General features: G+C 65.8%; 17 protein-coding genes and 1 pseudogene. 4 read left to right on the forward strand and 14 right to left on the reverse strand.

Going from position 1 to position 21,645, the window contains the following annotated elements:
• Window positions 1-6: 6 nt before the first annotated feature.
• The 5 genes from AC1RQP_RS19645 to hydA form a co-directional block, all read right to left on the reverse strand.
• Window positions 7-1,626 (reverse strand): ABC transporter substrate-binding protein, encoded by a 1,620-nt coding sequence (locus tag AC1RQP_RS19645; RefSeq protein WP_492938184.1) that lies wholly within the window; start codon window positions 1,624-1,626, stop codon window positions 7-9.
• A 96-nt stretch (window positions 1,627-1,722) separates the two neighbouring features.
• On the reverse strand, window positions 1,723-3,159 hold the full coding sequence (locus AC1RQP_RS19650) for an NAD(P)-binding domain-containing protein (RefSeq protein WP_492938185.1): 1,437 nt from the start codon (window positions 3,157-3,159) through the stop codon (window positions 1,723-1,725).
• On the reverse strand, window positions 3,156-3,905 hold the full coding sequence (locus tag AC1RQP_RS19655; RefSeq protein WP_492938186.1) for an SDR family oxidoreductase: 750 nt from the start codon (window positions 3,903-3,905) through the stop codon (window positions 3,156-3,158). The genes AC1RQP_RS19650 and AC1RQP_RS19655 overlap by 4 nt, the downstream gene beginning before the upstream one ends.
• Window position 3,906: 1 nt before the next feature.
• Window positions 3,907-4,881 (reverse strand): NAD-dependent epimerase/dehydratase family protein, encoded by a 975-nt coding sequence (locus AC1RQP_RS19660; protein ID WP_492938187.1) that lies wholly within the window; start codon window positions 4,879-4,881, stop codon window positions 3,907-3,909.
• A 16-nt stretch (window positions 4,882-4,897) separates the two neighbouring features.
• Complete coding sequence (gene hydA, locus AC1RQP_RS19665; protein ID WP_492938188.1) at window positions 4,898-6,367, reverse strand: dihydropyrimidinase; 1,470 nt, start codon at window positions 6,365-6,367, stop codon at window positions 4,898-4,900.
• 56 nt (window positions 6,368-6,423) lie between these two features.
• Here hydA and AC1RQP_RS19670 point away from each other — a divergent pair, with 56 nt between their 5' ends.
• On the forward strand, window positions 6,424-7,086 hold the full coding sequence (locus AC1RQP_RS19670; RefSeq protein ID WP_492938189.1) for an aspartate/glutamate racemase family protein: 663 nt from the start codon (window positions 6,424-6,426) through the stop codon (window positions 7,084-7,086).
• Here the strand turns inward: AC1RQP_RS19670 and AC1RQP_RS19675 are convergent.
• The 8 genes from AC1RQP_RS19675 to AC1RQP_RS19710 form a co-directional block, all read right to left on the reverse strand.
• Window positions 7,083-7,742 carry a flavin reductase family protein gene (locus AC1RQP_RS19675; protein WP_492938190.1) on the reverse strand — a complete coding sequence of 220 codons (660 nt, stop codon included), beginning with the start codon at window positions 7,740-7,742 and terminating at the stop codon, window positions 7,083-7,085. The two genes, AC1RQP_RS19670 and AC1RQP_RS19675, sit on opposite strands and share 4 nt — an antisense overlap.
• Before the next feature lie 5 nt (window positions 7,743-7,747).
• Complete coding sequence (locus AC1RQP_RS19680; RefSeq protein ID WP_239622640.1) at window positions 7,748-8,680, reverse strand: N-carbamoyl-D-amino-acid hydrolase; 933 nt, start codon at window positions 8,678-8,680, stop codon at window positions 7,748-7,750.
• Window positions 8,681-8,792: 112 nt separating this feature from the next.
• Window positions 8,793-10,475 (reverse strand): long-chain-fatty-acid--CoA ligase, encoded by a 1,683-nt coding sequence (locus AC1RQP_RS19685; RefSeq protein ID WP_492938191.1) that lies wholly within the window; start codon window positions 10,473-10,475, stop codon window positions 8,793-8,795.
• Window positions 10,472-11,767: a class-III pyridoxal-phosphate-dependent aminotransferase gene (locus AC1RQP_RS19690; protein ID WP_492938192.1), complete on the reverse strand. Its 1,296-nt coding sequence runs from the start codon at window positions 11,765-11,767 to the stop codon at window positions 10,472-10,474. Before AC1RQP_RS19690 ends, AC1RQP_RS19685 begins: the two co-directional genes overlap by 4 nt.
• A gap of 10 nt (window positions 11,768-11,777) precedes the next feature.
• Window positions 11,778-13,358, reverse strand: coding sequence for a hydantoinase B/oxoprolinase family protein (locus AC1RQP_RS19695; protein WP_492938193.1), 1,581 nt, complete (start codon window positions 13,356-13,358; stop codon window positions 11,778-11,780).
• On the reverse strand, window positions 13,355-15,364 hold the full coding sequence (locus tag AC1RQP_RS19700) for a hydantoinase/oxoprolinase family protein (protein ID WP_492938194.1): 2,010 nt from the start codon (window positions 15,362-15,364) through the stop codon (window positions 13,355-13,357). The genes AC1RQP_RS19695 and AC1RQP_RS19700 overlap by 4 nt, the downstream gene beginning before the upstream one ends.
• A 448-nt stretch (window positions 15,365-15,812) precedes the next feature.
• Window positions 15,813-17,336: a MocR-like pyridoxine biosynthesis transcription factor PdxR gene (pdxR, locus tag AC1RQP_RS19705; protein ID WP_492938195.1), complete on the reverse strand. Its 1,524-nt coding sequence runs from the start codon at window positions 17,334-17,336 to the stop codon at window positions 15,813-15,815.
• A 78-nt stretch (window positions 17,337-17,414) separates the two neighbouring features.
• Window positions 17,415-18,848 carry an NAD-dependent succinate-semialdehyde dehydrogenase gene (locus AC1RQP_RS19710; protein WP_492938196.1) on the reverse strand — a complete coding sequence of 478 codons (1,434 nt, stop codon included), beginning with the start codon at window positions 18,846-18,848 and terminating at the stop codon, window positions 17,415-17,417.
• A gap of 271 nt (window positions 18,849-19,119) precedes the next feature.
• Between AC1RQP_RS19710 and AC1RQP_RS19715 the strand changes: the two genes are divergently transcribed.
• From AC1RQP_RS19715 to AC1RQP_RS19725, 3 genes and pseudogenes are all read left to right on the forward strand, one after another.
• On the forward strand, window positions 19,120-19,287 hold the full coding sequence (locus AC1RQP_RS19715) for a hypothetical protein (protein ID WP_492938197.1): 168 nt from the start codon (window positions 19,120-19,122) through the stop codon (window positions 19,285-19,287).
• Window positions 19,278-19,436: pseudogene (locus AC1RQP_RS19720) on the forward strand (methyltransferase); the annotation flags it as partial. The gene AC1RQP_RS19715 and the pseudogene AC1RQP_RS19720, both read left to right, overlap by 10 nt.
• A 60-nt stretch (window positions 19,437-19,496) precedes the next feature.
• Window positions 19,497-20,222 (forward strand): siderophore-interacting protein, encoded by a 726-nt coding sequence (locus tag AC1RQP_RS19725; RefSeq protein WP_492938198.1) that lies wholly within the window; start codon window positions 19,497-19,499, stop codon window positions 20,220-20,222.
• Here the strand turns inward: AC1RQP_RS19725 and AC1RQP_RS19730 are convergent.
• A complete protein-coding gene (locus AC1RQP_RS19730) occupies window positions 20,189-21,637 on the reverse strand; it encodes a PepSY domain-containing protein (protein WP_492938200.1) in 1,449 nt (482 codons plus the stop codon). The two genes, AC1RQP_RS19725 and AC1RQP_RS19730, sit on opposite strands and share 34 nt — an antisense overlap.
• Window positions 21,638-21,645 lie beyond the last annotated feature (8 nt).

Genomic DNA, 21,645 nt, shown 5'->3' on the forward strand with positions numbered 1-21,645 from the left:
CAGACGTTACTTGCGGCTGAGGTTGCGGTAGTCGACCTGACGATGGAACTCGTAGATGTAGCCCTCGACCGAGGTCGCCATCACCGCATCCTGGTTCGGCTGCCACAGCATGATCTGGGGCATCAGGTCGACATGCATCGCGTTGAGCTTGCGGCCGTCCTCCTCGTATTTGGCCTTATCCGGCTCGAACCGGGCTTCCTGGGCGATCGCCGACAGCTCGGCATTGTTGATCGAGCTGTAATTCCAGCGCTGATTGCCGGTATAGAAGTTGCGGTAGAAGTAGTCCGTCGACGGCAGCCAGGCGATGATGCCTTCGGTGAAGAAGGGCACCTTCTTCTCGTTGATCAGCGTCGACATCTGCGCGTCCGGCAGCTTCTGGATGTCGACCTTGATGCCGATCTTGCCGAGCGACTCCTTGACCAGCGCCGCCATCGGCTCCGCCTGGGAGGCCCATCCGACATTGAAGCTGAAGGTGGTCGAGAAGCCGTCTGGAAGGCCGGCGGCCTTGAGATATTCTTTTGCCTTGTCGAGGTCGAGCTTGACCGGCTGCTGGAACGGATAAGTCCCGTTCAGCGGCTTGCCGTCCGGCCAGCTGGCGCCATACAGCGGCGCGCCGCGGCCGAACAAGGCCGCCTTGAACATGTCCTCGTAAGGCAGCGCGAACGCGATGGCGCGGCGGACGTTGACGTTGTCGAAGGGCGGTATCTGGTTGTTCATCGAGACGAACGTGATCGCGTTGTATTGCGGCGTCGAGACCACCTTCAACTTGCCCTTGGCTTCGAGCGACTGCACGTCGCTTGCCTGAAGATCGAGCACGATATCTGCGTCGCCGCGCTCGACCAGATTGGCGCGGGTTGCCGGCTCCGGTACCGATTGCACGATGACGCGCTTGAAGGAGGCGGGCTTGCCGGGAGAAGCGCGGTTCCAGGCCTCGTTGCGCTTGAGGGTCACCTGCTCGCCGGGCTTGAAGGTCTCGACGATGTAGGCGCCGCTGCCTGCGGTGTGCTCCTTCAGCCAGGCCATCGCCCACGGATCATCCGCGGTCGCATGCTCCTTCGCCAGCTTCGAATTGATGATCATCGGATAGACGGTGGCGAGATTCGGCAGCGCCAGCTTGTCGGGCTTCGGCAGCGTCACCTCGATCGTCAAGGGATCGATCACCTTGAACTGATCGGCGGATGTCAGCGACCCCGTCAGCAGCTGCGCCTTGCCGAGGATCGGCGCGGTGACGCAGCGGTCGAGCGACCACTTCACGTCATCCGCCGTCACCGGCGAGCCGTCCTGGAACTTGGCGTCCTTGCGCAGATGGAACGTGATCTTCAGCTTGTCAGGACTGACGTCATAGGACTCGGCGAGCTCGCCCGTGATCGTGTCGAGATCGAACACCCATTTGCCGTTGAGCTGCTTACGGCCGAACGACACAAGCCGATCGTAGGTGCTCATGCTGAGCCCGAAGGATTCGCGCGTTGCGCCGGGAATGTTGGGATCGAGCGTGTTGACCGACGCGCCGGTCACATAGCGCAGCGTTTCCGCTCTGGATTGCGCGTGCGAAGGCGCGGTCGCGATCAGCAACAGCGCAGTGATGGCAAGGACTGAGGTCGCGGACCTGAAAGACACAAAACGCATTCGTTTTCCCTTGAATTTCGAGCAGGAAGGCCGGCAAGGCTGGTCAAGAAAGAAGCAATTTGCGCGCCAATCTTCGCCGTGGCGGGGCATGGATGATCATCGCGGTTGCTCCATTGCTCGCGCTGGCCGCGTGACCACGGCCTGCGGCACGTCATAGGCGCTGAGCGAAGCCCAGTGCCGTTCGACATCGGCGCGAAACAGGCCGCGTGTCAGGCCATTCACGAGCTTGGGCACTGCGGTGGTCATCGCATTGATCGACGATCCCGAGGCACCAAAGCTCATGGTTGAGGCGATCGCGAAGAGATGGATGTCGGAGATCCACGGCGTCTTTCCAGGCACGCGCTCGCTGAAGGCATAGTCGTCGGCGAGATAGGGAAAGCGGCCGAGCCGTTCGTTGCGTTCGCCCTCCGGCGGCTGATAGCGATCCGCCCAGATGGCGATATTGCCGGCAAACCTGGAGAGTTCGCCGCGCCCCGCAAAGTCCATGTCGATGCCTGCGCCGCAAATGACGAAATCGGCGGTGATGGCGCCCCGCGGCGTCTGCAATTCAATGGTTTTGCCTGTCTCGTGCGCCGCTTCGATCGGCGCGCCCTCGTGCAGGACGAAATTGGTGTGGCGCGCGCAACGGTCATAGGTCGCTTGCGGAAATCCTTCCCGCATCTCGAGCACCTTGCGCATGAAGCGCCAGCGCCAGGCATCATCGAGATCACTGAGATGGCGCAGGAAGCCGCGGAAGGTCAGCCAGCGATAGGGTTGGATCACCTGGATCTGCGCGCGGCGGCACAGCAGGTGCACCTCGGCAGCACCCGCCTCCAACGCGGTGGCCGCATTGTCGAAGGCGGAGGCGCCGGCACCGATCACGGCGACACGCTTGCCGCGCAAGCTTTCGAAATCGATGGCGTCGGCGACGGTCGCGACCGAACTCGCCGGCAGGTCGCGCAGCGGCTCCGGGATCACCCAGCCGCCCATGCCCTCCTGTCCCGTCGCCAGCACGATCTTGCGCGCATAAAGCGTCTCCACCCCTGCGGCGTGCTTCACGCGCGCGGCGAGCAGGCCGTCGGCCGCTGGCGCAATCTCCAGGAGCTCACAGCCGTTGCATACCGGCAGGCCGAGCGTGCGCCGCAGCCAGAGCAGATACTCAGCCCAGTGCGCGCGCGGAATCAGATCGAGCGTCTGCCAGCTCTCCTTGCCGAAACGGGCTTCGTGCCAGGACTGGTAGGTGAGGCTCGGGATGTCGAGGTCGGGACCGGTGTAATCCTTCGGGCTGCGCAGCGTCGGCATCCGGGCATAGGTGAGCCACGGGCCCTCCTTCCCCTCCTCGGCCTTGTCGATCAGGAGGATGTTGCTGACGCGCGAGCGCATCAGGCCGAAGCCGATGGCGATGCCGGATTGGCCGGCGCCGATGATGAGCACATCCAGCGCAGGATTGCCGTCCGGCCCGGTCTTCGGTTCGAGCCATGCGGCACCGGGATGCGCGATCTTGTCGAGATCGGCGCGAACGCCCGCTTCGAGTTTTGCCAGCGCATCACTCATGCCGCGAGCCAGCCTCCGTCGACCACCATCACGGTGCCGGTCGTGAACGAGGACGCATCGCTGGCGAGATGCAGCGCGGTCTGGGCGATCTCCTCCGCCTGACCGAACCGCTTCATGGCGTGGCGGTTGCGCGAGGCCTCGCGCACCTCGTCCGAATTGGCGTGACGGGCGAAGCTGCGGCGAAGCATCGGCGTATCGATCGCACCCGGCGCAATCGCGTTGACGCGGATGCCGTCGGTGGCGAAATCCACCGCCATGGTCCGGGTCAGGCTGACGATCGCCCCCTTGGCGGCGATATAGGCGCTGTTGCCCTTGCCGCCGGCGATCGCAAGCTGCGATGCCAGCGTGATGATCGAGCCGCTGTTCTGCCGCTGCATGTGTGGCACCGCCGCCCGTGCCCACAGCCAGGTGCCGCCGACATTGGCGCGGAACACCGCGTCCCAGTCGTCCGGGCTCGTCGTCAGCACGGTGCCGCCGCAGGAGAAGCCTGCTGCCGTCATCAGGATGTCGAGCCTACCGTGCCGCGCGATGACCTCGCCGACGACAGTCTCGGCGAATGCGGCATCGCCGACGTCGCCGACGTGTGTCGTTGCTTCACCTACGAGACCTAGCGTTTCCTGGAGGCCCGCGGCATCGCGATCGACAAGAGCGAGACGCGCTCCTTCTTCTGCAAACAATTTTGCGCTGGCGCGGCCAATGCCCGAGCCGGCCCCGGTGATGATGGCAGTGCGCCCCTGCAGCCGCATGTCAGATCCCCTCCTTGTGCTGCACCCACCAGGCGCTCATCGCGGCGGCGGACTCGGCGCAGCCGAACCGCGCGCGCCAGCCGAATTCGTCGGCCATCCGTGCAACCGAGAGCGGTGCACGATCCCCCCCATGGAGCTTGATAACCGTGCTTTCTCCGGGCACCGCCAGCCGGCAGTGCAGGCCGGGATGAAGTGCCGCAAAGGCCTCGCCCCATTGCAGCGCCGACCAGGCCGCGCCGCTGGAGATGTTGTAGAGACGATGGCGTGGCCGCTCGGCCTCGACCAGCACAGCCACGGCCTCGGCGGCGTCGACGGCGTAGGTCCAATCTTTAAGGCCAGGTCCCGGCATGATCGCCGGCTCGCCGCGGGCGAACGCGGCCAGGATCTGGAATTGGAGGCTGGGCGTATCGCGCACCGCGCCGGCCCGCTCCCACGGGCCAAACACGGCGCTCAGCCGCACGCTCAGAAAATCGCCGCCGAAGAGCTCGGCATGGCGCGCGACGGAGCGCTCCGAGGTGAATTTGCTGATGGCGTAGAACGAGACGGGATCGCAGGCCGTTTCCTCGTCCAGGACTTGATGACGCTGGCCCGCAGCGCCATAGGCGGACGCCGAGGACAAATTGACGACGCGGCGAACGCCGTGACGGATCGCCGCTTGCAGGACCGGGATCTGCGCCATGACGTTGATCTCGAGAACGCGCGCGGGCGATGCGCGTTCGAGGTCATCGCCTGCAGTGACCGCCGCACCCAGCACGATTGCGTCCCAGCCTTCAGCGATGAGGGCATCGATACCGGCCGCATCGGTGATATCGCCTTGAACGATTTGGAGCCGCTCCCGAGAATCCAGCAGGGATCGCTGCGCAGCCGGCGGCAGCGGCGAACGATCATGCAGCGTCACCTCATGGCCGCGCGCGAGCAGAACCTCGGCAAGATTGAGGCCGACAAAGCCGGTGCCGCCGAAGATGACGATCTTCATCGCGCGCGATCCACCGTCACAGCAACTTTGCCCCAAAATTCCGTTCCGGATCCATGTCGGCGACGAGCCGGCCGGTCGGCTTCGCCGCCTCGCCGCCGCTGCGCGCCAGGAATTTTCCGCTGCCGGCGCTCGCGAGACACTTGTTGCCGTCGATGACCACGCGGCCGCGCGAAAGCACCGACACCGGCCAGCCCTTCACCTTGCGGCCCGCGAACGGCGTGTAGCCGGTGAGATCGTGCATCATCTCGTCTGCGATCGTCACCTCGTGGTCGGGATCCCAGATCGCGACGTCGGCATCGGCGCCGACCGCGATCGAGCCCTTGCGCGGATGCAGATTGTAGATCTTTGCCGGCGCCGTCGCGGTCAGCTCGACGAACTTTTCGAGGCCCAAGCGTCCCTTCGACACCATCGCGTCGAACAGCAGCGGCAGCCGCAGCTCCAATCCCGGCAGGCCGTTGGCGACCTGCTTGAAGTTCGGATTGGGACCGGCGCGCAGCTTGCCGGTCTCGTCGTAACGATACGGCGCGTGGTCCGACGAGATGGTCTGGAGGTCGCCGAGCGAGAGCGCCTGCCAGAGCGCCTCCTGGTCGGCATGCGTGCGCGGCGGCGGGCTGCACATCCACTTGGCGCCTTCCGCGCCGGGCTTGTCGAGATCGCCTGCCGTGAGGAACAGATATTGCGGACATGTCTCGGCGAAGACCTTGAGCCCCTGCCCGCGCGCATCGCGGATCACCTTGGCGCCTTCGGCGGTCGAGACGTGGAAGATCATGATCGGCTGGTCGATCAGCGCCGCCATGCCGATCAGCCGGGTGAACGCTTCCGCCTCCGAAACGCGGGCGTGGCTGACGGCGTGGTATTTCGGCATGGTGTAGCCGCGCGCGAGCAGGCGCTTGACCATCCAGGCGATGATGCCGTGGTTTTCGGCATGCGCGCACAGCATTGCGCCGGACTGGCGAGCGGCGAGCAGAATGTCCAGCAGCGGCTCGTCGTCGACCTTGAGCCGGTCGTAGGTCATGAAGATCTTGATCGAGGCATGCCCCTGCTTCACCAGCGCCGGGATGTGCTCCTCGACCGTCTCCTTGGTCGCGTCCGCAATGATCATGTGAAAGGCGTAGTCGATCACGGCGCCCTTCCTCGCCAGCGCGTGATAGTCCTCCACCACCTGCGGCAGCTTCATCCCAACATGCTGGGCGGCAAACGGGATCACCGTGGTGGTGCCGCCGAAGGCGGCAGAGACCGTCGCGCTTTCGAACGTATCGGCATTCATGATGCCGGCAGCGGAGAGCTGCTCGATATGAGCATGGCTGTCGACGCCGCCGGGCAGCACCAGCTTGCCGCGCGCGTCGATCTCGCGTTTGGCGCCCGGCAGGCCCTTTCCGACGGCTGCGATGGTCTCGCCGGAAATCGCAACGTCGGCCTCGAATACGTCGGTGGTGGTGGCGACGCGGCCACCGCGGATGATCAGGTCGTAAACTGGTTCAGTCATGAGGCACTCCATGATATGCCTGAAACGAGTGATCTCCATTTTGCAGGAAGACCATCATGTCCCGGCCGCGCATTCTCGTCATCAATCCGAACTCCAACCACAAGGTCACGCAAGGGCTGGAGGATGCGCTGAAGCCGCTCTACTTCGAGGGCGGGCCGGAAGTGGTCTGCCAGACGCTGGCCGAGGGTCCCTTCGGCATCGAGAGCCAGGCCGACGTCGACAGCGTCGCGATGCCGCTGCGCCGGCTGGTCGAGAGTGACAACAGCTCGGCCGCCTTCGTCATCGCCTGCTACAGCGATCCCGGACTGCAAGTCTGCCGTGAAGGTACCGACCGCCCCGTGTTCGGCATCGCCGAGTGCGGCGTGCTGACCGCGCTTTCGCGCGCCGAGACCTTCGGCGTCATCGCGATCGCCCAGCGATCGATCCCGCGTCACATGCGCTATCTCAGGCAGATGGGGCTGACCGACCGCCTCGCCGGCGAGCGGCCGCTGAACATGAGCGTTGCGGAAACGGCCTCGGGCGAAGGCACGCTGGCGAAAATGATCGAGGTCGGCCGCGCGCTGCGCGACGAGGACGGCGCCCGTGCCATCGTGATGGGCTGCGCCGGCATGGCGCGCCATCGCCGTCCGCTCGAAGACGCGCTGCGAATCCCGGTGATCGACCCGACGCAGGCGGCCGTCACCATGGCGCTGGGCACGGTGCAGTTCTCGGCTCACTAGGCGTCCTTCAGCTCTCTGGCGTCCTGCCGCGCGAGCCATTGCGCATGGCTCTCGCGGACAAGCGCAAACGTATCCCGCTGCGTCGTGTAGAGATTGCCGAACATGCGGCCGATCGGCCGGTAGGCATCGAGATCGACATACATGTTGGCGGTATCGACGAGGCCCTCGCGCGCGTGCACCCTGATCACCTCGCCAACCAGCAACTCGCGATCCGCCGAGAAGGTCAGCACCACGTGGCGCCGGCATTCCAGCGCGAACGGCGCCGCGGCGAGGCGCGGCACCTTCACGTCGATCGACGGAAGCGTGGCAAGCCCGGTCGCGGCGACCTCGCTGTCGCCGGAGGGGAAATCGACCGCGCAGTCGTTCATCGCCACCGACAGCGCTTCATCCACCATGTGCACGACGAATTCGCCGTCGCGATGGATGTTGCGGGTCGTGTCCTTCGGGCTGTGATCGGGCTTGTGCTGCAGCCCGAGCACGATCAGCGCGGGGCTTTCCGAGAAGACGTTGAAGAAGCTGAACGGCGCGGCATTGACAGCTCCGTTCTCGTCCAGCGTCGTCACCAGCGCGATCGGCCGCGGCACCACAACGCCGCAGAGCAGCTTGTAGCGGTCACGCGCGTCAAGCTCGCGCAGGGAGATGCCCTTGTCAGCCATCGGCGTCACGTCTCCGGCGGCGGCACCGCGCCGGTCTGGCTGGTGATCAGGCCGTAATGCTCGATGCGGCGATGCCGGGCGAAATCGAAGATCGTGGTCTTGCCGAAGGTCGTTGCATCGAGGTCGCAAGGATGGACCAGGACCTCGTCCTCCTCCGTCTTCGCTTCGGCCACGATCTCGCCGTTGGGATCGACGATCAGGCTGCCGCCGAACAGCGGATGGCCGTCCTCGACGCCGGCCTTGGCCACCGCGACCACCCAGGTCGCGTTCTGGTAGGCGCCGGCCTGCACCGAGAGGCGATTGTGGAACAGGCGCTTTTCGACGCCCTCTTCGCTCTTCTCGGCATTCACGGATGGCGTGTTGTAGCCGATCAGCACCATCTCGACGCCCTGCAAGCCCATGACGCGATAGGTCTCGGGCCAGCGGCGGTCGTTGCAGATCGCCATGCCGATGATGCCGCCCAGCGTACGCCAGACCTTGAAGCCGAGATCGCCCGGCTCGAAATAGCGCTTCTCCAGATGCTGGTGCGAGCGTTTGGTGTCGTATTCCACATGGCCCGGCAGATGAACCTTGCGGTATTTGCCGACGATCTTGCCGGACTTGTCGGTGAGAACCGCGGTGTTGAAATGATGGCCGTCCGGCGTCAGCTCCGCATAGCCGAAATTCATCGCCATTCCGTGCTGCGCGGCACGCTCGAACAGTGGCCTTGTCGCGGCGTTCGGCATCTCCCGCTCGAACCAGACGTCGAACTCGGCCCGGTCCTCGACATACCAGCGCGGGAAGAACGTCGTCAGCGCCAATTCGGGATAGACGATCAAGTCGGCGCCCTTGCTCTTGGCCTCGTCCATCAGCGCGATCATGCGCTTGACCACGACCTCGCGGCTGTCGGCTTTCTGGATCGGGCCCATCTGGGCGGCGGCGACATTGACGATTCGCATCAGCGACTTCCTGATCTCTTCACGAATTTCTTGGCGAGGCTGGGGATCGCAGCTTCAAGGGCGTAGCGGCAGCATAACGCCGCCTTGCGTCCGTTTTCCAGCCAAGCAGATTTCATGCCGTTCGCCCCCATTCGGCGTCCTGCAACAGCCGCCAGTTGATCTTGTTGCTTGCGGTGCGCGGCAGCTGGTCGACGAAGACGACCGTGCGCGGCGCCTTGTAGCTGGCCATCGCGCCGCGCGCCCAGCCAACGATGTCGTCGGGCGATGTCGTTGCCCGCGCCGCCTCATCCAGCACGACCAGCGCCTTGACGGTCTCGCCGCGGTAGTCATCCGGCGCCGAAATGACGCAGCACTCCCGGATGGCGCGGTTCTGATACATCGCGGCCTCAACCTCGGCCGGCCACACCTTGAAGCCGCTGACATTGATCATCCGCTTCAGGCGATCGACGGCGAAGAAATAGCCCTCGGCATCGCGATAGCCGAGATCGCCCGTACGCAGGAACCGCTTGCCGTCAAGTTCCATGAAGGCCTCGGCATTCGCCTGCGGCCTGTTCCAGTAACCCTGCAACACCTGCGGTCCGTGCACGACGATTTCGCCGACCACGTTGTCGCCGAGCTCGATCAGGCTCTCGGGATCGACGACCCTTGCGTCGGTCTCCTGCACGGCGATGCCGAGGCACTGCCGCTTCGGCGCCGCCATCGGGTTGAGATGCGTCGGCGACATCGTCTCGGTCATGCCGTAGCCCTCGACGAAGTCGAGCCCGAAGCGCCCCTTGAGCCGTTCGGCGACCGCGATCGGCATCGCCGCGCCGCCGCCGGTCAGAACCTTGAGCTTCGCAAAGCATTTGTCGCGAAACCGGGCGCTGGCGAGCACGTCGACGATCATGGTCGGCGCGGCGTTCCAGAACGTCACGCCATGGATCTCGAACAGATCCGGCAACAGATCCTTGTCCCAGCGCGCCATCAGGAGCAGCGTGGCCCCGGTGACCATCGCCGCATTCATCGAGCCCTGCATGCCCGCAACATGGAACAAAGGCATGAAGCCGGTCATCACGTCGCTGCCATCGAGCCGATACCAGCGCGCCTGCAAGACGGCGGTGAACAGCGCGCTGCGATGCATATGCATGCACGCCTTGGGCTTGCCTGTGGTGCCCGAGGTGTAGGGCAGGATCATGAGATCGTCCGGCCCCGCGGTCATCACACCCGGCTGCAAGCCTTGTGCGATCGCGGACGACCAGGAATGCCAGCCCGGCGATGACGGCACCTCGGCCGGCGCTTCCGTGACGCATGATGGCAGCGTATAGGGCGTCGCGGCTGGAATCTCGTCGCGATACTGCGCGACGATCGCATGCCTGATGGCCTCGCCCAGCAGCGGGGCAAACACATCGCTCAGTTCGCTCCCGACGATCGCGACCTTGGCCCCGCTGTCCACGGCGAGATACGCGATCTCGGCGGTCTTGTTCATGGGATTGACCGGTACGATCACGGCGTCCGCCCGCATCACCGCGTAATAGGCGATGACATATTGCGGCGAGTTCTGAAGCGCGATCATGACGCGGTCGCCGCGCTTCACCCCGCAGGCGCCCTGCAGGAAGCCGGCCATGGCATCGACACGGTCGCGCAGTTCGGCGTAGCTCAGGCTCGCGCCGTAGAACACCGTCGCCGGATGCGACGGTCGTTCACGTGCTGCACGCGCCAGCGCGTCGTAGAGCGTTCCCTCCGGCATCGCGAGCTGCCAGGGCTCATCCGCGGGCCAGGCCGGCGACCGGCGTGGCGTTGCGTGATCCGTGCTCACCCGTGCTCCTCGTCAGCGATATCGAGACCGTGATCGAGCGCATCCAGAAGCTGGTCAGCCTCGCGCTCGGAAATGACGAGCGGCGGCGCCAGGAACAGCGAGGTCTGCTCGCCGCTGGTACCGATCACCGCACCGGCTTCCAGCGCCCGCTCCGCGACGCGCGAGGCGATCGGCACCTCCGTGGTGTCGGCATGCCAGGTCCGCCAATCCGGCCCGTGCAGTTCCACCGTCCAGTGCAGCCCCTGCCCCGCGACGCGCTGCACGCTCGGATGCTTCTGCGCGATCGCGAGCAGGCGGCGGATGAACCGCTTCTCGAGCTGCTGCACACGCTCCAGAATCCCGTCCTCGGTGACAACCTTCAGATAGGCGCTGACGGCCGCCATGCTGATGGGATGGCCGCGCAGCGTGCCGTAGTTCTGCCAGCTCGTCCCCTTGAGCCGCTCGACGATGTCCTTGGACACCACGACCGCCGCCACCGCCGCGGCGCCACCGCCGAGCGACTTGCCCAGCGTGACGATGTCCGGGCGGCTTTGCGCCCCCTGGAACGCGAACCAGCGGCCCGCGCGCCCCGCGCCGGTCACGACCTCGTCGGCGATCCAGTAGGAGCCCGCCTGCCGCGCGCAGCGCGCCACTTCGTCCTGATATTCGCCGTCGTAATAGATGCCGCCCTGGGTGTAGTCGATGATGGTTGCCGCCGTGTCCGAGAGCAGCCGCGTGGCATCCGCGAGATACTCGCTCGGCGGCGTATTGTTGGCCGGCGCACCGTAGATCGCGCCATCGGGCGCCGGCAGGATCCGCACCGGCGCCATCGGCGCCGGCAGCTTCGACCCACCGGCATGCACCGCAAGCCCGCCATGCCATTGCGGCTGCACCGTCATGCTGCGCGACAGGCCGGTGATGCCGTGATAGGCGCGTTCGCGCGTCGCCAATGCGGACCGCTGCGTCAGCGCCTGACAGAGCGACAGCGCCATGTCGTTGGCCTCGCTGCCGCTGATGCAGAAGCGCACCGCGCCGACCCAGTCCTCCTCGCCTTTGAAAGCGGTCGCCATCAGATCGTCCGCGGCCTGCTCGCGGCCGACCCAGGTCCAGCCCTCGTTGACGACAGGCGTATCCGCCGCGCGGCGGATCGCCTCCACCATCGCGGGATGGCGATGGCCGAGACCGCCGCCGGTGTTGCTGCCGTCGATGAGCTTGCGGCCATCGGACAGGTGGAAGTAGACGCCCTCGCCGCCGACCACGGCCATCGGCGCGCTGTCGCCCGCATTCAGCCCGGTTCGCAACAATCTGCTCATCGCAATCCCCTCACTCTACAGCTGCAGCGCCATAACCGCCGCCGCCGCACATCTCGATCGTGACGAGATCATCTTGCTGCAACACCAGGTTCGACTTGCCGTCGATCGCGACGTTCGCGCCATGCCTGACCAGCGAGATACGGCATGCCTTGCCGGATTCGCCGCCCTGCATGCCCCAAGGCGCAATCACCATGCGTTCGATGCAGGTGGTCAGGTGCATCGAGGGTGCGAGGATACGATAGGTTCGAACCGAGCCGTCGCCGCCGCGGTGCGCCCCCGCGCCGCCGGATTGCCGGCGGATCGCCTGCTGCTCCAGCCGGATCGCGTAATTCGCCTCGATCACCTCGACCGGCGTATTCGAGGTGTTGGACAGATGCACCCGGGTTGCCGACATGCCGTCCCGATCGTGGCGCGCGCCTTCGCCGCCGCCGTGAACCTCGTAGAGCATCTTCCACGATCCGTTCGGCCGCGGCTCGGCAAAAAAAAGCACACCCGCCGTGGTCGCCCCGCCGGCCGACAGGCGTTCGGGGATGGTGTCCTGCATGGCGCGAAAGATCGCATCGACGATGCGCATGGACGTCTCATGGTTGCCGGCCGCGACAGACGCCGACCAGCCGGGCTCCAGGATCGAGCCCGGGCGCGTGATGATGGTCAGTGGCCTGAGCGCGCCGGCGTTCTGCTGCATGTCGCGCCCGCTCATGATGCGCGCGGCATAGGCGACGGCCGAGCGCGCCATGAACGGTGTCGTATTGCAGAAGTTCGAGACGCGATCGCAGCTTCCGGAGAGGTCGAACGTCGCCTCGTCGCCGCGAATGGTGATCTTCACATGGATGCGCGCCGGCGCGTTGTTGTCGCTGCCGTCGTCGAGATAATCCTCGCCCTCGTAGACGCCGTCCGGAAGATCGCGCAGCGCCGCGCGCATCTCGATCTCGGAGAGATCGTGCAGGCGCGATTGCGCCGCCATGAAGACGGCCTTGCCGTGCTCGCGGCAGAGCTCGACGATGCGCCGCTCGCCGGCCTTGGTCGCCGCGATCTGGGCGAGGAGGTCGCCCTCGCAGGATTCGGAGTCGCGAACATTGGCCTTGAGCAGCTGCACGATCGCCGCATTGACGCCGGCCGCGGTCGCGATCAGCACCGGCGGAATCCGCATCGCCTCCTGGAAGGTGTCGATCGCCTTGGCAAAATAGCTGCCGGGCCAGGTGCCGCCGATGTCGGGCCAGTGCGCGAGGCTGACCGCGAACGCCACGATCTCGCCGTCGACGAAGACGGGGCGCACGACCTTGACGTCGTTGAGATGATTGCCGCCGAGCGCGCCGACATTGTAGATCAGCACGTCGCCGTCGTTCAGGCTGTCGCGCGGCACCACCTTCAGCAATTCGGGGATGGTGTAGGCCATCGCGCCGAGGTGGATCGGGATGTCGCGCCCCTGCCCGACCAGACCGCCGTGGCCGTCGGTGATCGCGGACGACAGATCGCCCGCCTCGCGCAACAGCGGCGAGCGCGCCGAGCGCGTCATCACCAGGCTCATCTCCTCGGCCGCGGCGGAAAGCCCGTGCCTGATGACCTCGACAACGAATGGGTCGAGCTTCATGCCCTCCTCCGCGTCAGGAACAGATTGCCCGTCGCATCAGGTTTCGCCTGCCAACCGGGCGGCACGACCACAGTCGACCACGCGTCTTCGATGATCGCGGGGCCGCTCACCATCTCTGTCAGCGACGCTCGGTCGACGATCGCTGTCGCCGTCTCGGGCAGACCATCAAACGAGCAGACACGCGTGCCCGTGGATACCGCCCTCGCCGCCGTCGCCGGCCGGCTCACGACGGTTGTCGACGGGCGGCGGGCCTGCACCCGCACGGACTCGATGACGCAAGGCTCGCCGGTCGCATAGCCGAACAGCTCGTGATGCCGCGTCAGGAAATCCTGCTTGAGCCTGGCGACGTCCAGCGGCAAGGCGAAAGCCACCGGGATAGCGTCGTTCTGCGCCGCATAGCGCATCAACGCGACCAGCTCGACCTGGATCTCCGCCTTCGCAACGCCATTGGCGAGCAGCGGCGCGGATGCATCGGCAATCAGCGCCTCGATCCGATCCGATACGCGCGCGAGGTCGATGCCGTCGAGTGCGGCGCGAAGGGTCTGCTGCTGGAGAAAGCTGAAATCGGCGGTGAGACAGCCCAGCGCCGAGAAGGCGCTGGATGCACTGGGTACGACGACCTCTGCGATCCCGTAGAGATCGGCGAGACCCGCGGCATGCATCGGGCCGCCGCCGCCGAAGGCGAGCAGCGTGCAGTCGCGTCCGTCGATGCCGCGCTCGACCGTGACGCGGCGCAACGCGCGGGCCATGGTCGCGTTCGCGACCTTGATAATGCCGAGCGCCGTTTCCGTCAGGCTCAATCCGAGCGCGCCCGCGATCGGCGCGATGACGCGCCTGGCTGCCTCGATGTCGATGCCAATGCGGTCACCAAGCTTGGTCTCGGGATTGAGATAGCCGAGCACGGAATTGGCGTCCGTGATGGTCGGCTCCGTGCCGCCGCGGCCGTAGCAGGCCGGCCCCGGCTCGGAGCCGGCACTCTCCGGCCCGACCGTGAGGCCGCCGGGACCGTTGCGCACGATCGATCCGCCGCCCGCGCCGATCGAATGCACCGCGAGCATCGGCTGGCGCAGCGGCTTGTCGCCGAGCATGCGGCCGTCGGTCATCTCGGCCTGGCCGTCGACGATCAGGCAGACGTCGGTGGTGGTGCCGCCCATGTCGAACGTCAGCATGCGCGAGGTGCCGAGCTGGCGCGCGATGCTGACGGACGCCGAGACGCCGGCGGCCGGTCCCGACATCGCCATCACCAGCGGCCGGCGTTTCACCGCCGAGATGGGGATCATGGCGCCGGCGGAATGAAACACCTGCAATCCCGGCCCGATCGGCAGCCGCTGCTCCAGCTCGGTCAGATACTCGACCGCGATCGGCATCGCGGCCGCGTTGAACACGGTCGCTGAAGTCCGCTCATACTCGCGTGCCTCGGGATTGACCTCGTGCGACAGCGAGACATGGGCGACGACCTCCTTGAGGCGCTCGCCGAGCATCTTCTCGTGGACCGGATTGGCGTAGGCGTGAAGCAAGGCCACCGCGACACTCTGCACGCCGGTGTCCTTCAGCCAAGTCAGCAGACGCTCGATCTCCGCTTGCTCCAGCGCCTTCAGCACCCGGCCCTCGTGATCGAGGCGCTCGGCAAGCCCGAAGCAGCGTTCGGGCGGCACCAGCGGCGGCGATTTCGGCGGAATGTCGAGCCGATAGAGGTCGCGGCGGCGATAGCGCGCGATCTCGAGCACGTCGGCAAAGCCCTCGGTCGCGACCAGCGCGACCTTCGGCAGCCGGTTCTCGACGATCGCGTTGGTGACGCGCGTGGTGCCATGGACGAAGCGCCTGACCTCGTTCTTGTGCAGGCCCACCGCCTCGATCGCCTCCAGCATCGCCTGAACCGGCGCCTGCGGGCGCGACGGCACTTTCGCGATCCGGGCTTCAGCGGAATCGCGCCTGATGGCGATGATATCGGTGAAGGTGCCACCGATATCGGTGCCGACTTCCCAGTGACTTTCAAAAGAGCTCATGTGTGGCGTCAGCTAGGCGTGACGTCCGAACCGGACGCCGGGCCCTTCCCGTCCATCGCAAACTCGAATGCCGAACCGAGAGCGCTCATCTTGCATCCCCTGTCATGCCACCGTCAGCGAGCGTGCGACAGAGCGGTGGCCCTCCGACAGGGCCAGAGTTGTCGCAATTCACTGGGCCAGCAGGCCCATGGCGCAGCGTGCCACAGCACCGGATGCACGTTTTGGTGCAGCACTGCCTGCAGAGACAGCACGCGAGCGCGCGCTGTTCCACGCCGGAAACGCGCGACGCACCACGGATTTTTCTAAGCAAATCGCGATGTCCGTTGCACAGCAGTCCGAGCGACCGAGATCAGTTGTCTAATTTGCAGGCGATCAATCGGCCGCGTGGGAGTTCCGGCTGCCTATGAGCTATGCACGGCGGTCGGCTCAGCCTCTCTTTATTGTACGATCAGTAAGAGAGCGACTTGGGCGGGTCGGATGATGCATTGCGAGAGGCGCCGCCGATGCAGGCTGCAATTCTTGCAAGCAGCGGAGCGGCGTCCTCGACGCGCAACCGCCCGTAGCCGAACACCAGGCCTTGCCGCGTCGGCCGCTCCAGGAAATTCTGCGACAATGGTTGCACGTGGATGCCGGCCCGCTTCAGGACCGCGGCCGCCTCCCGATCGCTCATCCGCGCCTGCATTGCGTCGGTGAACAACGCCACCAGGTGCAGGCCGGTGACGGCGGAGGACACGGTCAGATCATCCGGCATCAGCGCTCCGATCGCGTCGATCAGCGCCTTTCGCCGCGCCGCATAGACCCTCCGCATCGCGCGCAGGTGGCGCAGCAGATGGCCTTCCCGCATGAATTCCGCCAAAGCGAGCTGTCCGATGCCGGATGTGTGCACGTCGATGCGCGCGCGGCCCTTGGCGAACCCTTCGATGAAATGCCTGTTCGCAACGAGGTATCCGAGCCGCAGGTTCGGCATCATGATCTTCGAGAAGGTGCCGAAATAGATCACCCGGCCCTCGCGATCGAGCGAGCGCAGCGAGGCGATCATGCTGTCCTGATGCCTGAACTCCGAATTGTAGTCGTCCTCGATCACCCAGACGTCGTTCTTGTTCGCCCAGTCGAGAAGCTCGAGCCGCCGCTCCAGGCCCATGCTGATCCCGAGCGGGTATTGATGCGATGGCGTGACCACGATCAGCCGCGCGCGTGGTGCGCGCCGAATTCCTTCCGAGACGACGAGCCCCTTGTCGTCGACCGGAATCGGAACGAGCTTTGCTCCGGCCGCGGTGAGCGCCCATCGCGCCTCGACGAAGCCGGGCTCCTCGACCCAGACCTCGTCGCCGGGATCGAGGATCATCCGGCTGCAGAAATCCAGTGCACCCGACGTGCCGGAGGTGACGACGACCTCGTCCGGCGAACAAACGAGACCGCGCACGGAGCTGAGGAAGTTCGCGATCTCGCTCCGCAACCGCGGATGGCCTTCGGGCGGAAGATCGAGGCACTCCTGCTCTCTTGGATTCTGCCAGGCCTGGCGCAGCAGGCGCGACCAATCCTTGAAGGGAAAGGTCGAGATGTCGGGCGCGCCCGGACTGAACTCCGACGGCCAGTTGGTCTCGTAGTCGAAGGCCAGCAGCGATCGCCAGCGCTCCGACATGTGGGCGGGTTTGGCCGCAGATAATGCGGACGATGGTTCGGCATGAGGCGCCGCCACCGATGCCACCATGACGCTGCCGCGCGGCGTCGATTCCAGATAGCCCTCGGCGTAGAGCAGATCCCATGCCGTCAGCACCACGGTCCGCGAGCAACCCAGTTCGCGCGCGATCTCGCGCGAACCGAGAAATTGCGTTCCTGAGGGAAAGGCGCCGCACAGAATGCCGTCCCGGATATGCTTCGCGATCTGCAAGTGCAGCGGCACCGCGGAGGTCCGGTCGATATGGATCCCGGCAAGGGATACACGCTTGCTCGGATGACGGCTGTTGTTCATGTCTCGCCTGCCGGGCAACGCAGGTACTGTCCGCCGTCATTCCGGGGGCGCGCCCCGGAATAACAGCGCGACACTTCGTTACGCGCTCGCCTGGGTCACGAACTTCGTGTTGAGATAGCCCTCGATCGCCTCGAGGCCGCCTTCGGAGCCGTAGCCGGAATCCTTGATGCCGCCGAACGGCACTTCGGGCAGCGCGAGGCCGTGATGGTTGATCGAGACCATGCCGCTCTCGATGTCGGCACCGATGGCCTGCATCGTCTTGGTCGAGGTGGTGTAGGCATAGGCCGCCAGGCCGTAAGGCAGGCGGTTGGCCTCGGCCACCACCTCGTCATAGCTGCGGAAGGCGGTGATGGGTGCCAGAGGCCCGAACGGCTCCTCGTTCATGATCCGTGCATCGCGCGGCACGTCGGTGAGCACCGTCGGCTCGAAGAAGAAGCCCTCGTTGCCGATGCGCTTGCCGCCGGCCTTGACCTTGGCGCCGCGCTGGACCGCGTCGGCGACGAAGCCTTCCATGGCATCGACGCGGCGCGGGTTCGCCAGCGGTCCCATGCGCGTGTCCTTGTCGAGGCCATTGCCGACCTTGAGGCTCTTCGCGGCCGCCACGAACTTGTCGACGAAGGGCTCGTAGACGCTCTCATGCACCAGGAAGCGCGTGGGCGAGACGCAGACCTGGCCGGCGTTGCGGAACTTGTTGGCCGACAGGATTTTTGCGGCGTTGTCGAGGTCCGCGTCCGCGAACACGATCGCCGGCGCATGGCCGCCGAGCTCCATGGTGACACGCTTCATGTGCAAGCCCGCGAGCGCAGCCAGATGCTTGCCGACGGCGGTCGAGCCGGTGAAGCTGATCTTGCGGATGATCGGATGCGGAATGAGATACTCCGACACTTCCGCCGGCACACCGAACACCAGTTGCACGACGCCGGCCGGAATGCCCGCATCCACATAGGCCCGCACCAGCTCCATGCAGCTTGCAGGCGTCTCTTCCGGGCCCTTGACGATGATCGAACAGCCGGCGGCCAGCGCGGCCGAGATCTTGCGCACCGCCTGGTTGATCGGGAAGTTCCAGGGCGTGAAAGCCGCGACCGGGCCGACCGGCTCCTTGGTCACGAGCTGCGAGACGTTGCCCATCCGCGGCGGCACGATGCGGCCATAGGCGCGGCGCGCCTCTTCCGCGAACCAGTCGATGAGGTCGCCGGCCAGCATGGTCTCGCCCTGCGCTTCCACCACCGGCTTGCCCTGTTCCATGGTCATCACGGGCGCGATCTCGGCGGCGCGCGAGCGGATGATGTCGGCGGCCTTGCGCATCAGCTTGTAGCGGTCGAACGGCGAGGTCTTGCGCCAGATCTCGAAGCCGGCCTTGGCCGCCTCCAGCGCGCGGTCGAGATCCCCACGCGAGGCATGCGGGGTCTTGCCGATCGGCTGGCCGGTGGCGGGATTGAGGATGTTCTCCGACTTGCCGGACGAACCATCGGTCCACTCGCCGGCGATGAACATCTGAACTTTCGGGTACATCCGTGCTGCCTCCTGCATGATTTCGGCGGCGGCATTGGCGTCCACCACCTCGCGACTGGGCGCAGAGCTACACCGAAAGGCGGCCGGCGAAAAGGGACCAATGTTGCGCTCGCAAGGCATCGCTGATCCCCTCAGCTGCCATGATCACGGAGGCCGCCGGGAATGGCCCGTTAGAACCAATCGAGACTGGCGCCTTCCGCATTGAAAATCGGCGGCTCGGTCTCGATATAGCCGGAGCCAGCCAGTCATCATCGGATCGACCATCGCCGCCATGCCCTTCTTCCGGCTCAACGACAACGATCTTCGTTCCGATGATGCGGTCGATTTCGATCCGGAGGACGTTCCGCGCGCCATCGCCGCCTTCGGCGGCGAGATGGTCACCAAGGGCACCGAGCTTGCCATGCACACCCATTGCAAGGACGAGCTCGTCCTGACCTGAAGTGCGGCGCAGTGATCATTGGCGAGAACGCGTTCGCGGAAGGCGCGGGCTATCTCGACTACGTGCGCGATCCGCAGAATGGTTATCTCTCGCTGCCGCTGCCGTTCAATCCGGGGCGCGGCAACGAACTGACCATCAGGACCAGGTAGTCCCGGCGACCGCTGAGAAATGATTGGAGCCAGGCCTTGAACGAGCCCGACCAACCCCGGATGTCCGAGCCATCGAAGCCGCCGCAGGGACGGGTCACGCGCATGTTGCTGCAATGGCTGATGCGCCCTGCGCGCATCGCCGGGATCGAGGTGCTCTCGCCCCGCTTTCGGTCGATCGCGCTCGAGGGCGACGCACTCAAGGGCCTCGCGTGGACCGTGGGTCAGAAGATCCAGGTCGCGATGGGATCCGGCCTGAGCGCGCGAACCTACACGCCGATGTCGTGGGACGCGGAGAACGGACGCACGACATTGCTGGCTTTCGCGCACGGCAGCGGTCCTGGCAGCCGATGGGCAGGCAGCTTGCAGGAAGGCGACATGTGCTGGCTCTTCGGCCCGCGCCGCTCACTCGATCCTTCCGCGGGAGAACCGCCCATAGTTGTGTTCGGCGATGAAACCTCATTCGGCCTTGCTTCCGCACTCAAGGAGAGCCGGCAGGCGGGTGGTACAATCCACGTGTTCGAGGTTTCGGATGCCGCGGAAGCAAGTCCCGTTCTGGCGGCGATCGGTCTCGGCAGTGCGACACTGATCGCGCGCAGCGCCGAGGATGCCCATCTCGCAGCCGTCGAGGCCGAACTGCTGCGCCTTTCAGCAAGCGCGCAATTCGTCCTGACCGGCAAGGCTTCGTCGATCCAGCGCATCAGCCGGGCCCTGAAAGCGGCCGGCGTCGCAGCATCGCGGATGAGGACCAAGGCCTATTGGGCGCCGGGCAAGACAGGGTTGGATTGACGCAAACGCCGCCAACCGATGACGATGCCCGTGATCGAGAATACCAGCCCGACCGCGCAGAGCCCAACGACCAGGACGTCACGCAGACGCGGGTGTGCCATGAGGGCGGGGAAGTCCAGCGTGTGCAACGCGCTGTAGACCCAGCGATAGGCCCGCCGCGACGCATCCAGCCGTTGCAGCACGCGGCCTTCCGCGCCATCGATGTCGAACCAGAACTCGCCACAGCGCGAGCGATAGACAGGTGAACCCGGCAGAGCTGATCGCACGTTGTAAAAATCATCATCGGCGACGACGGACGGCGCGTCGCAGCGCGGGGCGAGGCGCGACGTCAATGCCAAGACTTCGCGCGCGCTGAGAAATCCCGTCCGCTCATCGTGCGGCAGATCCCCTGCCCGGATCAATCTCTGACCGCCAAGCGCGACCCGGTCGCGCCGATAGACAGCACCGTTGAAGCCGAACCATTCGACCTCGCGGGCCGAGGGGGATATTGACTGGCGATCGAGTGATGCGGCCTCCCTCCAATCCAGCGCACCGTTCATCACGCCGGCCTCGGCCGGGGTCAATTGCCCGCGCGAAAACAGCCGCCCGTGATCCATCGAGAGCCAGCCACTGAAGATCCAGCTCAGCACGAAGAGCATCGCCGCAAGGCCAATGAGGTGGTGCAGGGCATGCCAGCCACGATAGGGTGAGGAGATCAGACGTCCTCGAATCCTCACCCGCGCGATCCCGAGCACCGCACCAAGCAATGCTGCGATCAATGCGAGCAGCGACAAGGTCCAGACCACCCCATCCCACAGCGCCCAGTTGCTTCGCAGAACCGTGGGATAGATCCAGTGCAGAACACTGCCGGCCCAATTCCAGGCGCGCTCGCTGCGCGTCGTGTCAAGCACCACCTCGCCGGTCGATGACGAGACATAGACCTCCGTTCCGGCGGCATCGCCGAGGGCAGCGCGGAACAACGGTCGGTGGCGATCGAAGCCGTTCGGCACGCTCCATTGATCGTAGTCAGAATGCCCGGCGATCGCGGCGCGTGCTGCGTCGAGTCCACGCTGACGGGCGTGAGCTCGCACGATGGCGAGCGCGGCATCGGCGGAGATCACCGATGCATCCTGCCCGTCGGAGGCGCGCACCGCTCGGGAACGCGCCGGACCCGACACGATGTAGACCGGTCCGTCGCTCCGCTGGATCAGCCGCACGCGCGCGGCATCCGCGATCCCGCTCGCGGCCACGGCGTCTCCGACCGAAATCCTGATCTCGCCGGGATCCACCGGCGCGAGTCCGGCAAATCGCTCCGCTTCCGTCAGCGACGGAAACGGAACGAAGTGCATCACGATCCCGGTCGCGAACCACATCGCGAACAGGAGGCAGAACGCGATCCCGAGCCAGCGGTGCGAGAGGACGATCGCGCCCATCATGCGTTCAG

This window comes from Bradyrhizobium sp. GW821-FHT13H06 (assembly GCF_058803975.1).

Coding starts and splice junctions, on each gene's coding strand:
- AC1RQP_RS19645 (WP_492938184.1), bottom strand. CDS start 1,626: ATGCGTTTTGTGTCTTTCAGGTCCGCGACCTCAGTCCTTGCCATCACT.
- AC1RQP_RS19650 (WP_492938185.1), bottom strand. CDS start 3,159: ATGAGTGATGCGCTGGCAAAACTCGAAGCGGGCGTTCGCGCCGATCTC.
- AC1RQP_RS19655 (WP_492938186.1), bottom strand. CDS start 3,905: ATGCGGCTGCAGGGGCGCACTGCCATCATCACCGGGGCCGGCTCGGGC.
- AC1RQP_RS19660 (WP_492938187.1), bottom strand. CDS start 4,881: ATGAAGATCGTCATCTTCGGCGGCACCGGCTTTGTCGGCCTCAATCTT.
- hydA (WP_492938188.1), bottom strand. CDS start 6,367: ATGACTGAACCAGTTTACGACCTGATCATCCGCGGTGGCCGCGTCGCC.
- AC1RQP_RS19670 (WP_492938189.1), top strand. CDS start 6,424: ATGTCCCGGCCGCGCATTCTCGTCATCAATCCGAACTCCAACCACAAG.
- AC1RQP_RS19675 (WP_492938190.1), bottom strand. CDS start 7,742: ATGGCTGACAAGGGCATCTCCCTGCGCGAGCTTGACGCGCGTGACCGC.
- AC1RQP_RS19680 (WP_239622640.1), bottom strand. CDS start 8,680: ATGCGAATCGTCAATGTCGCCGCCGCCCAGATGGGCCCGATCCAGAAA.
- AC1RQP_RS19690 (WP_492938192.1), bottom strand. CDS start 11,767: ATGAGCAGATTGTTGCGAACCGGGCTGAATGCGGGCGACAGCGCGCCG.
- AC1RQP_RS19695 (WP_492938193.1), bottom strand. CDS start 13,358: ATGAAGCTCGACCCATTCGTTGTCGAGGTCATCAGGCACGGGCTTTCC.
- AC1RQP_RS19700 (WP_492938194.1), bottom strand. CDS start 15,364: ATGAGCTCTTTTGAAAGTCACTGGGAAGTCGGCACCGATATCGGTGGC.
- pdxR (WP_492938195.1), bottom strand. CDS start 17,336: ATGAACAACAGCCGTCATCCGAGCAAGCGTGTATCCCTTGCCGGGATC.
- AC1RQP_RS19710 (WP_492938196.1), bottom strand. CDS start 18,848: ATGTACCCGAAAGTTCAGATGTTCATCGCCGGCGAGTGGACCGATGGT.
- AC1RQP_RS19715 (WP_492938197.1), top strand. CDS start 19,120: ATGCCCTTCTTCCGGCTCAACGACAACGATCTTCGTTCCGATGATGCG.
- AC1RQP_RS19725 (WP_492938198.1), top strand. CDS start 19,497: ATGTCCGAGCCATCGAAGCCGCCGCAGGGACGGGTCACGCGCATGTTG.
- AC1RQP_RS19730 (WP_492938200.1), bottom strand. CDS start 21,637: ATGATGGGCGCGATCGTCCTCTCGCACCGCTGGCTCGGGATCGCGTTC.